Genomic DNA, 12,988 nt, shown 5'->3' on the forward strand with positions numbered 1-12,988 from the left:
AAATGAGCTCCCAGGTGCGTTTCTTTATTATCCCGGACGCCCAAACGAAATGAGCTGATATACGGAGGCTGAAGCCTCCTGTCGCAAAACGCCAACAGACTGGCGCCGACCTACCGCCGTATTGATTAATTACCGCACAACTGGTCGACATAATGTCAGTTTCAGTCTGCCATTTATGCGACATTTTCAGTACAAATAGTGAACGCTGATACGTGCCACTGTTGGTCTCGGCCGCATCGGGGATCGGTGTCGCTGCCCCACATATAGGCATCCTGAATAGGCTGTCGTGATCGGATTGTCGCCGGCAGCGGGGTCGAGACCCAAGTTAATCCTGCGATCGTTCGGGCTTCCGCGGAAAAAACCCGGCACACGGGGGGCAGTGTCTCGATGCTGGGTGTCACGGGGAACATCGAACGACATGCTCGCGGCACCTTGGACCCGCCGGTGGCAAAACCGCGCCAGTCCGGTCCACGCTCCTCCCATCCGGTGACGATTCCATCTGCATCTCTATGCGCCGCCCACATGCTGCCGTGAGGGCCTTCCCGCAGCGCGCCTGCGGCGATCGCGGCTCGAAGAACGGATTCGGCAAGACGGCGCGCCTGGGTGAGATAGCGTCAGGTGGCTGATCCGCGCCACTGCTTGCGCCGCGCCTGCCAGCGTTCTGGAATCGACAGCTCGGGCTCCCGCTCGCGGGATTGTCGATCCCATACAGGCGTGGTGGAGACGAATTCGACGAGCCCTGCGACCTCATTCATGGCCACTATGAAAGGCACGCCCTCGAGATGTTCGACAAGACGGAAGACGTCCCCCTTGCCGTCCGATAGAGGATCGAACCAGCTCTGCCGTCATGGATGACGATGATGATCGCTACAGCCGAAACTTCATTGCCTTGCGCGTGCTCTCCTTGACGTCGAGCGCGAACCCCGCGCGCTCGAGCACCGCGGCGCAGAGCACCTTGTCCTTCAGCTCTTCCAGCTCTGCTTTTTCCGTTCTTGCTCGCGCCCTCGTCGCGCTCCCGTCCTTCGATTCCGCCCCGGATTTTCGGTGCAGGAACCGGATGCCGCGAAGAGCAAGGCGGGCAAGGGCGCGGCCGGCAAGCCGGCGTTTGTGCCGGGTCGCGCGAACAGGAGGCCGCGGCGCAGCCACCCTTGCCCGGCGCAGCGCGCAAGCGGCAAAGGACCAAATCCCCAGCTTTGCGCGATGATGCCTTTCGCCGGCGGCACTCGACGGGGCACTTGCCCTATTGGCGGATAAAGCGACCCGGGCGATTGCCACGGTTGTTGCAGATAAAGGTGCTGCCGGTGGTCTCGCTGGAGAGCATGACAGAGCCCCGCTTAGGCTGCAGAACAGCGCCCACGGCATTGGTGAAGTCAGACCAGGACATGCCGCGTGGCCGCTCGATCACGAGCGACGTCTTGTGGGGCAGAACCCGTGCGTTGACGCCGTGGCGCCGCAACCTGCGCGCCGCGATGCGAATGTTATCGCGTACGACACGGTTGAACTCTCCGAAGTACCTCATCACTCTTCCTCTTCTTCCTCGGCTGCAAATGAGATGGCGACGGACGCCAACCCATTGTTGGAACTAAAGCTCACAAGCACACCCTGTCGGGCCAAGGCCTTTCTGATGGCTTTGATGGTGTCGGGTCGGCCTTCTCGACCCCGCTCTACATTGGAGACAGTGGCAGCCGAAACACCAGCGGCGACAGCAACCGAGGCTTGGTCGAGGCCGGCCATCATGCGAGCAGCCGCATAGGTTCGGCCGCGCGCTTCGGCATTTGTAAGGCTCAGGGGCATCGCTCAAACTCCTCACCTACTTAGTGTCGTTTTAATTATGGCTCAATTAAGGCACACCGGCTGCTAGACTGACGACACGTTAGGATTGGATGATTCAAGGTACCATCGCTGCCAGCGAACTAGTCCTGATCGAGGCCGGTGGAGTTGTGCGAGGGTGTCGTCTCGATGCGGCACCCATGTGGGCATGCGCGCATGTTTTTCGATCGTCCCGACTATGATCTCACCTCGGCAGTGCCTGGGAGCTTCGCAATTGAGCCCGTGCCCGGGATGGTCGATGCGCTGGCGCGCGACCACGCCAACACAACCGCCATGAACTTCGGCGCGGCGCCGAGCTTCGATGACATAATCGCCTCGGCGCGGCAGATCGAGCGGGATCTCAACAGCCGCGCCTAGCCGCCGGCGCGCGAGCGCCGCCTCTCTCTGCTGCCGGCAGTCTTTCTTGCCACGCGCAACTCTGCGAGCGTGGGCTGTCTCCAGATCCCCTCCTCAATCTTCGATCCGGGACGCGCGGGCCAGGTTGCCACAAGTTCGGCGTGTGTAGCTGGGCGCCATCGCCCCCAGACGCTATCGGATGAGATTGGGACATCGGAGTAAGAGGTGTGAATGATCTCAGGATCGACCGGCTCGCCATCGGATCCCAAGAAAACGACTATGCCATAGTTAGACGTCATCACCGGCCGACCAAAGGGCGGCAGGTTTTCCGGATCAAGCGGATAGCGGCGGCGGCGGCGTTCCGTGGCGTGCACGCGTGCGGCCCGTTCTTTTTCAGACCCGCGATTGGCTTCTCGGCGTTTTTTGCGCTCGACCGGCTCGTTTCGCTTGGCAGCCTCCTCGATGCGATTCCAGTGCTGGTGCAGGGCTTCATACGACCGGTAGGGGATCGTCCATACACGGCGATCGGCATCCCAGGAGGCAAACGGCACCTGGCGCATCTCATCAACGACAGTGCGGGAATAGGGCGTGACCACTTCCAAATGACTATCGAGGCGCCGAAGGTACTTCGAGCCAATGGGATCAAAGACAAAGGCGTCGCGGCCCTTGGCGTCGGCGTGCGTTTCCGTCTGAGAACGCTCCCGTTCGAGCCATCGATCGAAGCGCCGCGCCGCGGTTTTGCCCGGGACGAACCACGCCTTCAGATCATCGTTCCACCGAGCGCGCGGGAATGTTTTTCGAAACCGCTCGACCGTCATGCGATCGTACGGAAAAGCCGCCGTCGTGCCGAGACGATCATTTTCGTTCGAAGTTGGCTTGCTATCGCTCATGTTTGACCAGGCGCCGCAATCGACAACAATTCGAACCAGATAACGTTTGAAGAAGGTGCTCGGTTCTGGGACCTCGATGGCCCCCTGGAGACACTCCTTTGCTCATGGCGCCGCCGTCGGCGCTTGTCCCGGGTAGTCACTTGGCAGGGCGCCAAGCCAATGCTCGCCCTGAGGCACGCCTTGTTCGTCCATGTTGAGCCCCTCGATGACGGTCGACCTGATCGTTTGGCAGTATCGAAGAACGCTCTGGTTGGAGATGTCGGTCGGTTCTCGGACCACTACGTAGCGTGCCCGCACGTAGTCGTTATTGCCGACAGCTTGCGGGACTGGGCTAAAATCTGCGGAGGCAATTTCAAACCCAACGATTTGGCACGAACGACCATCTTCTCGAGGTCATGGCCCAAGGCCCGCAAGGCATCGACGGTTTCCCCTGCGGAACGCATGTAGGTTTTTAGGAAGAGCTCAGCCGCATGGTAAGTCATCAATCTCACGGGCCCTGTGCCGATTCTTGGATCTCGAAAAACGAGCTGAGCGGCAGACAGGTAGTCATCTGCCAGCAGGAAAATGCCGTAGGGAGCGGCTCCGGCCGATTCAGGAATCATCGTCACACGCTTTCTAGCCAGCCCTCATTAGGCGATCCTCGCCAGTGTTCGGGTTGTATTGTTGCGTTTCACCAGTTCTACAGTAGTCTGCAACTGACTGATTTTCATGGGGCTGCGCTGGAATTCCAGGACGGTCGTCAGTGCGAGGCGGCAGTCTTGGGGGGATAGCGCATGCCGACCAACAATTGGATCCGGTTTCTTCGGAACTACGGACCCATTCCGACCAATGATAATATGTACGACGAGACCATTCAGCGGGCCTTGGCTCGCTTGAAGATGCAGCCAATCGAGCTGCCGGCGCAGCATTTGGCATGGTTGGTCGACAATTTCAGGTCCGAAGAATCCCAGTCCATTATCCTCACCGGCACCGCCGGCGACGGAAAGACCTATCACTGCCGACGCGTGTGGTTAGAGCTGGGTGGCACGATTGAAGATTGGAATGGCGGAGAGAAGATCCAGCGCCTCAGTCTGGGGTCTCGCCAACTCATCGTCGTCAAGGACCTAAGCGAGCTCCGCTCCGACGAGAGTAAGCCGCTGATCGAGCAAATGGCATGGGATGTCGCCGACCCCAATTCGCCCAGGGTCTATCTGATGGCGGCCAATCATGGCCAGCTTCTGGAAAAGATGAAGACCGCCGGCAGCGACAAGACGACGAGCGCTCTTGTCGAGGCGGTGGAGAATCTCCTCGTCGTTGGCCGCAGTGGGAACGCTGCGATTAATCTCGATTTGAGGGATCTCAGTCGGTCTGCCGCCGCCGTAATGATCGATCAGGTGATCGATGCGGTGACGCTGCACCCGGGTTGGGACGGCTGCGCGGATTGTCCGGCGATGAATGGGGAAACCTGTCCGATCCGCGAGAACCGCGAACGGCTTGTCGGAACCCACGACAACGGTCTCTTCCGGCGACGGCTTGGCAATCTGGTCGAAGCCAGCGAACAGAATGGTGGTCACTTTACCATCCGGCAGGTTCTATCCCTCGTCACGAACATCATTCTTGGCCATCCCGACGCGCGGGACGGACTGATGGCCTGCACGGATGTTGTCGAATTGGCAGCTGCGGGAACCGCGGAGCGAGCCAGTCCCTACCGCAACGTCTTTGGCGGCAACTTGAAACCAAGCCGAGCAGAAAGAACCGAACCCTTTCGCAAACTCAACCTGTTCGGCATCGGCTCGGAAACAAGCAACAAAGTCGACAATATGCTGGTCTACGGCGCCGACGATCCGGCACTGGTCGAAACCTACAAAACTCTGGTGCAGACCGATCAGGTTTACGGTGAGACGCCAGCCTATAAACGGGCGCAACAGTCCTACCTGGAGGGCGACGATCCGGGCGCTGTCGCCCGTTTTCTGGGGCTCCTTCGCGGACAGCGTCAACGGTTGTTCTTTACCATCTCAGATGAGCTGGCAGATACGCTGGACCTCTGGGACCTGACCGTCTTTCGGTACGCCGGTCTCTATCTGGAGACCAGTCGCGCGTTGGCCGAAAAGCGAGCATTGCCGCGGCAGGTGATGCCCATGCTCGTGCGCGGGCTGAACCGGGTGTTCACCGGTATGCTGATCCAGAACCAGGACGAGCTGGTCCTTGCAAGTTCAGGAAGCCAATCGCAGTCGAGGACCAGTCCTCTGCTGGAGGAATTCGTGTCCGTCGCCCGCCGGGCTGGCGAGGAAGTGGCGCTGCTCGGGGACGGGGATGGAGGCATGAAGCTGGTGGTTCGGCTTGCGCGTGATGATCCGCCTGAAGTCACATTGCAGCTTTCGACGACCCGCTTCGAGTTCTTGGGCCGCGTGGCGGAGGGCGCGCTGCCTACGAGTTTTTCGCTCGAGTGCCACGAGGACCTTCTCGCGTTCAAGGCACGACTGCTGAGCGCCGTCGAACGGCGGCGAGTCCTTGATGGAGACGATCGCAGTGACGGGATCGTCCTCAAGTTCATCGACCTCAATTCTGACGGCCGTGCATCATCGCGTAGCGTCACGGTGAGGCTCTGATGATGGAGATCCTGAAACGCCCTATTTCCCATGAGGATCGCACGGGACCAGCGTTCTGGGTCGACGAAGCGATCTGGGGGCATCGCCTGCATGACGAACAGACGCCCTGGCTCATACTTCTTGAATTCCTTGGCGTGCTCCGATCCGAGCAAGTCGCCGGCCGCGCTTTTGCGGAAGGGGAGTTCAACGCCCTTTCCTATCGTCCGCAGACACAGTTGCGACTGCGCAATCTCATCTTCAATAATCCCTACCTTTTGACCATCGGGGTAGAGGGGCTCTCGGACGATGCAGCCTGGACCAAATGGCTGGAGTTGATGGAACAGAACGCCGGCGGCCTCGAGAGCCGGGACTTCAGTTATCTCCGAGCCCGCTTCGACTCCTTCGACGATTTTGCTTCGGTGGTGGGGTTCTTGCAGTCGTCCGCCATCGAAGGCGCCAGCAATAAACGCTGGAGTTCAAAGTTCGTTTTCCCCTTCGGTCCAAGCGCGCTGTACGAGGATGCTGCGGTCACGGCGTCCGGTGTTTCGACCGACAGACGGTTTTTTGCTCGAACCGGCGAAGTTCTTTATTTGATGCTGTGCCGGTCCAAACGAGCCGCGGAGCTCAAGGAACGACTGGTCGGAAAACTCTTCGAGCAGCCAACCGTTTACGACCGGCTTGTTGCCGCGCTACAGGGCGAGCCACAACTTGCCGAGCGTGATCGACCAGGCGCCTACTTGCCTTGCTCGACCCACCCGATCTTCGATCAGCTCGCCGAGGATTGGATCGCCATTCTGGATAGCCCGATTTCGGTGTTCGACGCTCTGCCGCACATCGTAACCATCACCGGGCTCAATCTTGTTCGATACCAGCTTGACCGGGCGCGTGAGCTGCTCGACTCGGTGCCCATTACGATGATCTGCGAGATCGTATCGCCAAAAAAGACCGTGATCCGTGACCTCGCCGCGGACTCTTTCCAAGCGAACAATGCGCTGCCCGGTCTTGCCATTGAGCACTACGTGCGCAGTGCCGAAACCTCGCATGAGTGGAAGCTTGCCGTTGGGTCGGACGATGCCGTTCTCAGCGCTGCGGAGGTACTGGGCCGCCAATTTGACTGGCCGGACCCCGACGACCTACCGACCGGGATGAGCAATCCTGGCGACCTGATCGACGAGCTGGTCGGCAGGGCGAAGACCAGGCACGCGCAACATGTGGGCAAGGTCCATTCGACTTGGGCGCGGCAGATCGGATTGAGCTCGCGTCGATCAAGCCGGCGCGTGCGCTACGCACCGACGGACCGCCTGCTCAAGACGCTCGTTGTCTGCTGCGTCAGCGAGCGGATGGAGTTCAAGGACTTCCTCGCCGCCCTCCATGATCGCTACGGACTGGTGATCGGAGATCAACAGGCCGCGAGCATCATCGGTGCCGGAAAAGCCGATCAGGAAGACTTCTCCGACAATGCGCGGCGGCTAGAGGAACGGCTGATCAGCCTCGGGCTGCTCAACCGGCTGTCGGATTCGGCAGCCTACGTAGAAAATCCGTTTCGCCGCGGGGTGCGAGCATGAACGCTCTCGATCTGATCGGCGCGGCAGGCGCTGCGGCGCTCCAAGAGCGCCTACAGGGCCTCGGGGCCGACAGCGGCACCGCTCGTTTCATGCTCGATCGCCTCACCGGACCGCAGGTTGCCGCGATCGTCAGCCAGCTGGTTTCCGACCCTTCAATCCAGTCGCAAGTCAAGATTGCTGTGCCCCGCGCACTCGTCGATGGCCAGGGTCTGCCGGATACCGTGATCACCGATGAGCGAACAGTTGCGTGGCGGCATGCTGAGTGCGACCGCCCCGCGCTTCTTATCGCGAACACCGACGATGATCAGGGCGCCTCCTTGCATGATGTGGCGTTGATCGGCGCCAAGGAACTCAAGGAAGGACCCGCCTATTGGGTGCTTCCTGCATCTGATGGTCTTGGGCTGCCGGAAGAGCACGTCGAAGCTTGGCACATAGCACTCAAGGCTCTGTCCAGTGTCGACGACTGGCCACTCGCTCAGCTCAGCAACTACGTTGCCATGACGCGAGCCGCGATCGAAAACATGTCGCTACCGGTGGCGGACGCACTTGGCTGGGCGCTACCCGCACTTCAATTGCCGCGCGACACGGGATATTTCCGCTCGCAGAGGCCAAAGGACCTGCAGCAGCAAAGCCGCTGGAGACGCCTTTACGACAAACTCATCACTGACCGTCGACCATTGCTTTCCAAGCAGCGGCCCAACCGCCAGCCGATCGAAGCCGACGAGCTGCGGGATCAGTTCGAGACGGTTCGAGACGAGATCGCCGCCGAGTTGCATCCGACGATCGAGGCATTCGTCGACTCGCCAGCCGGGTGGCGCGATTCGACGGAAAAACTCGCTGAACTCGAGTGGGAACAGGACAATATCCTTCTCATCTTCTCGGGCCTTAAGCTCAAGAAGTTGAAGCTTCCGGAAGAGACGGCTCAGTTTTTCGACTACGAGCGGCCCGATCGCCTTAGCGATCCGGACAAGGCGTATCTCAGCGATCTCAAGGGTCGATCCCTCAAGGAATCGCGAGAGGACGACCGCGAGTTCTTCGAGGCTCATCGGGAGGATCTGGCGGCCAACAGGCAGTTGCGCGCCAAATGGGAGAAGTTCGTCTACGGACGCCCTATTGAGTGCACGGATTTCCTCGATGGCTTGGTCCGCAGCATCGAGCGGCTTTTTGCCCAGCTCGGCACGCTCAGGATGCCTCGGCGGATCGAGATTCGGTCTTCACGCCGGACAAAGACGCAATGGCTGGACATGAATGCCGACGTGGCTCGCGCCTTCAGCCTCAAGTACAAGGCCCTTCGTCAGGTTCTTCCCCAGGCGGTCAGCTGGGACACGCCGCACATTTTCGAGTTTGAGACGCTGCTCGAAGCCGCAAGCAAGAGCCGCAAGTTCCGCGAGAACGTCTCGACGTCGCGCGCAAACGTTCAAATCAAGTTCGATCTCACTCTGACAGTGGGAAGCGGCCCGGGTGCGGAGAAAAACACGGTTCAGTTGATCTGGCGGGCCGAGCCAGACGCGATCGGATTGGCGTTGCCCGATGACCTGGCCAGGCTCGAAAAGAACCCCTTCGGCATTGCCGAGGTGTCGCGCATGCTGGTCAGCAAGAAGGGAGCGATGCAGTCGGTGTCCCTCGCCGACGTTGGCACTTTGCAACCTTCTTTCCGCCAGGACGCCGGATCGCTGGTTCCACGATCGACCAATGTCGAAGACTTAAGCAAGGCTCTGCCCAGGTCCATCAAGGCATCCGTCGCGGGGGGGCGTATGACGCCGCCAGCCGGCGCGGTCCTTGGCGAGAAATGGACAGCCTTCGTCGTGGGCTACTCGGCTGCCATCCAAGATTGGCGGACGAACGGCATGGGGGGAACACCTCAGCTCGAACAGGCCGATTTGTATGCGATGCTCCTCGAGCAACTTCGTAGTTCGGCACCAGGTGACTTAAACCGGCGGGACCTGTGGGAACCGATCCTCAGGATCGGGACGGTTCAGATTGCCGGCTCGACGCCGGCTGCGATCGTAGCACCCTGGCACCCGATGCGGATGGCCGCCACGGCCGTCAAGATGCGATCCCTCTGCGGCCTGATTGATCACCTGCTCAAGGCGGAGGAAGTCAATTTCGGCGACCAGCGGCTGTTTTTTGCCGATCTCCGGTCCGAGCTCGCTCACCCCTACTATCCGGAGGCGGTACCGGGTTTCACCGGAGGTGAAGCGGTCCTCGTGACGGAGACGAGCACACTCAACGATTACAGCTTCATGGAACGTCCGGTTCGCGACCCCTCGGAAGCATCCACCGATGTAGATCCGGCCGAGGCTGCTCGTGAGATCCGCGGGCTGATCGGCCGTTACCTCGACTTGCAGCCGCATGAGCGCGCCAATCTCAGCATAATGCTCTACAACTGCGATGCTGCTGGCCTGCCTTTGGCCACGGTCAACGCGTTAGGGTCCGTTCACGAAGACGAGGTTCATTGCAACGTCCTCGTCCGCCATCGAGACCGTTCGAAGCTCAACAAGGTCTATACCGATCTCCTGGATCAGTCAGGCAACGACCCCGACGCCATCGTCGTCCGTGAAACCTCGCTCAACTTCATGTCGAAGCTCAGAATTGGGGTAATGCTTGAAGGAAGCTCCGGGCGCCGGGCGCCTGACGAGCGCAGCGTGGACGTGGCGTTCCTGCATGATGTCGTATCGCGTCAGGCTAGGGAAGCCTGGTTTTCCGTCCCGCGCAACGACGACACCGACCCCTCGATCGCCGACCATGTGCCGCCGCGGTGGTCGTATCGCCGGGTCGTTGGAGAAGAACAACTCACTGCAACAAGCTATCTGGTATCGCCCCGCCAACCTCGGGTCGGCTGGTCCTACCTCGACGCTCTGGCGGCCGTGATCCGCAAACAGTCGCATCGCGACAACGAGCATTATCTGCCCGCGCGTCAGATTTCGCTGCAGGACCATGGCCTGGAGGCCATGTTCAAGGATGTTCACGGCTTGGCCGAGTGGGTCGCCACGTATGACGACCTTCTCGACAAGCGGCAGCTCATGGCGCAGGGCATCAAGGTTATTCGATATCGGCGGGAACGTACGCACGGCCGCAACATGGTGGTGTCCTCGACCTCGGACCTGCGCGTGCTACCGGTGCTTGTCCGTCGCCGCCTGGATCAACTCAGCCTCGGGCTTGACGACGATCGCCTATCCGCGCTTGCCGAGAGAATGATCGCCGATGCGACGGCAATCTCTGGCGATGTCATCCTGCGTGCGGCCAAGCGGGGCGTATCAGCGGGGGAGTTGATCGGCCTAATTCTCAGTCGGGCTCTTGTTGCTGAGGAGCTGTTGAAGCGTCCGGCATCTTGGTTCCTCCTTGACGACTACGCGCAATGGCTGGGCCAGCGAGAAGAAGGGATTGCTGACATCCTTGCGCTCAGCGTCGACCCTGGGCCCGACGGGCGCCCAAGGCTTCGCGCTGTTGTGACCGAAGCGAAGTATGTTGAGTCAAATGGCTTGGCGGAAGCCAAACGTCATTCCAGCCAGCAGTTGCGACAGACCATGCGCCGGATCGAGGACGCGCTCTTCGGCGATCCGGGGCGGCTTGACCGTGACCTCTGGCTCTCGCGCCTTGCCGACATCCTGCTCGATGAACCATCGGCTCTGACCGCGAGCTTTTCGCTCGAGGAGGTGAGGAATGGCATCCGCAACGGCACGGTGGAGATCGATCTAAAGGGCTACTCCCATATTTTCGTTTCGGGCCCTGCAGACGCGGGTGGCTCCCCCGGCGATCAGGACGAAGTGACTGAGGTGCGGGGACTGCAGGAGACCTACACGCGCGAAGGTTTGCGGCAACTGATCAAGGCCTATGAGGCCTCTGACCCGTTGATGCCGATGAGAAGCGCCCTGGGAGATCGCAGGCCGTGGGAGACATCTGAATTTCGCGCGCCGGCGCCGCGCGTTCGATGGACCACGAAGAACGGTCCGGCCAGTGGTGCCGACCCCGAGCCGGACGCCCCTCCGCCAGGCCCTCCTCCAACATCAACCACGCCAATTCCGGTCGGGACCAAAGAGAGCGCCGGAACGGCGCCCGTTGCCGATGCCGGCGAGGCTGCTACTGCTGCGGCTGGCCACTCCTTCGCGCCTGATCAGGGGAAGCAGGAGGAGGCAGGACCGGTCTCACCAGCCGGTGAGAGCTTTGCCGACTTGGTGTCCCGGCGGGCGGGACAAGTGCAGTCGGCGGCTGATGAGGATGAACAATGGCTCGAGGCCACAGCCGGCCGACTGCGTACCGCGCTTATGGGTTACAATCTGCAAGCCAAGATCGCGGGGATACGATTGACGCCAAACGCCGCCTTGGTGCGATTTGTCGGCAGTGATCGCCTGCGCGTCGAAGACATCGAGGCTAAACAATCGGCGCTCCTGACCACGCATGGCCTGAGAGTGATCTCCATTTCTCCGCTGCCCGGGGAGATCGTGGTGGGCGTGGCGAGGGCAAAACGGCAGATCGTCTCGATGTGGGATCTCTGGGAGCGCCGCGCCCTGAACCGCAATGCCGCAGGTCTCAACACGAGCTTCCTTCTTGGTCTGCGCGAACTGGATGGCGAGATTCTCTACCTTAACTTGGGTGGACCCTTCGCCGGCGTGTCACAACACGACCCGCACACGCTCATCGCCGGCGCGACGGGCAGCGGTAAATCGGTGCTGATCCAGGCGCTGATCCTCGACATCGCGGCGACCAATCCTAGCGCCCTGGTACACGTTCATCTGATCGATCCGAAAATGGGCGTCGACTACTCCGCGATAGAGCGGCTGCCGCATGTGAAGGGTGGGATCATCATTGACCAAGCGGTCGCCATCGAAATGATGGAAGGGCTCGTCATCGAGATGGACAGGCGATACGAGCTCTTCAGGCAAAGTGGGGCTCGCGACATCCGATCGTTCAACATCAAGGCCGCGCCAGAAGCACGGCTGCCGATGAAGTTTCTCATCCACGACGAGTTCGCCGAATGGATGCTGACCGAGGATTACAAGGGTGCCGTGACCTCGATTGTTTCCAGACTCGGGGTGAAGGCGCGCGCCGCCGGCATCCACCTGGTCTTTGCGGCACAACGGCCAGATGCCGGGGTCATGCCCGTTCAGCTGCGTGACAATCTCGGCAATCGGCTGATCCTCAAGGTCGCGAGCGTCGGAACCTCAGAGATCGCCCTCGGGACGAAGGGTGCCGAGAACCTGCTCGGCCTTGGGCACCTGGCGGCGCGGCTGAGCGGCGAGGCCTCTACCGTTTTCGCTCAGGCACCATTTCTGTCCGACGAGGACATAGAAGACGTGGTGTCGGCGATCGCGGCTCAGGACGGTTGAGCTGGCAAAACCGGAGGCGCGGGAGGACAAAACAGGGGGGCGAGGGCGTAAATGACCCCGGCGCACGAAATCGCCGCCGCGACCCACAACAGGAACTGAATGATCTTCACCGTCGAGGGCGGCCATTTCTTGCCCTTGTTCTTGATCGAGACCGCATACTCTCCGTCGAGCTTGTTCAAATTGGTAATGTAGAGGCTGAAGGCCTGGCTGAAGCGACCCATGATGAAAACGCTGGCGATACTCACGACGGCCGCGAACAAGAAAATTGCGACGGCAATGAGCCGATCGGTCTTGACCTGGGATGCCGCGAAGTACCACAACCCGCCGATCGCCACCGAGAACAGCGGGGGAATCTTGTAGAGGATGTCGTTCATCGCTCTGAAGTGGGCGTATTGCTCTTTGTAAATTTCTTTGACGCTGACGTCGTTGCCTTCGGGCATGGGGATGCGCATCTCCTGTTCCGCCAGTACCCT

Annotated in this window: 9 protein-coding genes and 1 pseudogene; 4 read left to right on the top strand and 6 right to left on the bottom strand. The window is 60.6% G+C overall.

Annotated elements, in window-relative coordinates; genetic code table 11:
* Positions 1–428 precede the first annotated feature (428 nt).
* The 3 genes and pseudogenes from O7A05_RS10585 to O7A05_RS10595 all read right to left on the bottom strand — a co-directional run.
* A pseudogene (locus tag O7A05_RS10585) lies at positions 429–939 on the bottom strand (DUF3991 domain-containing protein); the annotation flags it as partial.
* Between the two features lie 301 nt (positions 940–1,240).
* Entirely contained in the window at positions 1,241–1,519 is a 279-nt protein-coding gene (locus tag O7A05_RS10590) for a hypothetical protein (RefSeq protein WP_337092982.1), read from the bottom strand.
* A complete protein-coding gene (locus tag O7A05_RS10595) occupies positions 1,519–1,794 on the bottom strand; it encodes a helix-turn-helix domain-containing protein (RefSeq protein WP_337092983.1) in 276 nt (91 codons plus the stop codon). The genes O7A05_RS10590 and O7A05_RS10595 overlap by 1 nt, the downstream gene beginning before the upstream one ends.
* A gap of 192 nt (positions 1,795–1,986) precedes the next feature.
* On the opposite strand from O7A05_RS10595, the gene O7A05_RS10600 reads away from it, so the two are divergent.
* Positions 1,987–2,187 carry a hypothetical protein gene (locus tag O7A05_RS10600; RefSeq protein WP_337092984.1) on the top strand — a complete coding sequence of 67 codons (201 nt, stop codon included), beginning with the start codon at positions 1,987–1,989 and terminating at the stop codon, positions 2,185–2,187.
* On the opposite strand, the gene O7A05_RS10605 is transcribed toward O7A05_RS10600, so the two are convergent.
* On the bottom strand, positions 2,184–3,056 hold the full coding sequence (locus tag O7A05_RS10605; RefSeq protein WP_337092985.1) for a hypothetical protein: 873 nt from the start codon (positions 3,054–3,056) through the stop codon (positions 2,184–2,186). The two genes, O7A05_RS10600 and O7A05_RS10605, sit on opposite strands and share 4 nt — an antisense overlap.
* Positions 3,057–3,334: 278 nt before the next feature.
* The gene (locus O7A05_RS10610) at positions 3,335–3,658 is read right to left on the bottom strand and encodes a hypothetical protein (protein ID WP_337092986.1); all 324 of its coding nucleotides are present in this window, start codon (positions 3,656–3,658) and stop codon (positions 3,335–3,337) included.
* A gap of 171 nt (positions 3,659–3,829) precedes the next feature.
* Here O7A05_RS10610 and O7A05_RS10615 point away from each other — a divergent pair, with 171 nt between their 5' ends.
* Genes O7A05_RS10615 through O7A05_RS10625 form a run of 3 tightly spaced genes read left to right on the top strand, consistent with a single transcriptional unit; the run spans position 3,830 to position 12,515 of the window.
* Entirely contained in the window at positions 3,830–5,644 is a 1,815-nt protein-coding gene (locus O7A05_RS10615) for a hypothetical protein (protein WP_337092987.1), read from the top strand.
* On the top strand, positions 5,644–7,188 hold the full coding sequence (locus tag O7A05_RS10620; RefSeq protein WP_337092988.1) for a hypothetical protein: 1,545 nt from the start codon (positions 5,644–5,646) through the stop codon (positions 7,186–7,188). The genes O7A05_RS10615 and O7A05_RS10620 overlap by 1 nt, the downstream gene beginning before the upstream one ends.
* Positions 7,185–12,515, top strand: coding sequence for an FtsK/SpoIIIE domain-containing protein (locus O7A05_RS10625; protein WP_337092991.1), 5,331 nt, complete (start codon positions 7,185–7,187; stop codon positions 12,513–12,515). The genes O7A05_RS10620 and O7A05_RS10625 overlap by 4 nt, the downstream gene beginning before the upstream one ends.
* On the opposite strand, the gene O7A05_RS10630 is transcribed toward O7A05_RS10625, so the two are convergent.
* A complete protein-coding gene (locus O7A05_RS10630) occupies positions 12,503–12,955 on the bottom strand; it encodes a hypothetical protein (RefSeq protein WP_337092992.1) in 453 nt (150 codons plus the stop codon). The genes O7A05_RS10625 and O7A05_RS10630 overlap by 13 nt on opposite strands.
* Positions 12,956–12,988 lie beyond the last annotated feature (33 nt).

Source organism: Mesorhizobium argentiipisi (SeqCode) (assembly GCF_037179585.1).
GTDB classification, from domain to species: Bacteria; Pseudomonadota; Alphaproteobacteria; order Rhizobiales; family Rhizobiaceae; genus Mesorhizobium; species Mesorhizobium argentiipisi.

Excerpts from the sequence above, each read along its gene's own strand:
- O7A05_RS10590 (WP_337092982.1), bottom strand. The coding sequence starts at position 1,519 with ATGAGGTACTTCGGAGAGTTCAACCGTGTCGTACGCGATAACATTCGC.
- O7A05_RS10595 (WP_337092983.1), bottom strand. The coding sequence starts at position 1,794 with ATGCCCCTGAGCCTTACAAATGCCGAAGCGCGCGGCCGAACCTATGCG.
- O7A05_RS10600 (WP_337092984.1), top strand. The coding sequence starts at position 1,987 with ATGTTTTTCGATCGTCCCGACTATGATCTCACCTCGGCAGTGCCTGGG.
- O7A05_RS10605 (WP_337092985.1), bottom strand. The coding sequence starts at position 3,056 with ATGAGCGATAGCAAGCCAACTTCGAACGAAAATGATCGTCTCGGCACG.
- O7A05_RS10610 (WP_337092986.1), bottom strand. The coding sequence starts at position 3,658 with ATGATTCCTGAATCGGCCGGAGCCGCTCCCTACGGCATTTTCCTGCTG.
- O7A05_RS10615 (WP_337092987.1), top strand. The coding sequence starts at position 3,830 with ATGCCGACCAACAATTGGATCCGGTTTCTTCGGAACTACGGACCCATT.
- O7A05_RS10620 (WP_337092988.1), top strand. The coding sequence starts at position 5,644 with ATGATGGAGATCCTGAAACGCCCTATTTCCCATGAGGATCGCACGGGA.
- O7A05_RS10625 (WP_337092991.1), top strand. The coding sequence starts at position 7,185 with ATGAACGCTCTCGATCTGATCGGCGCGGCAGGCGCTGCGGCGCTCCAA.
- O7A05_RS10630 (WP_337092992.1), bottom strand. The coding sequence starts at position 12,955 with ATGCCCGAAGGCAACGACGTCAGCGTCAAAGAAATTTACAAAGAGCAA.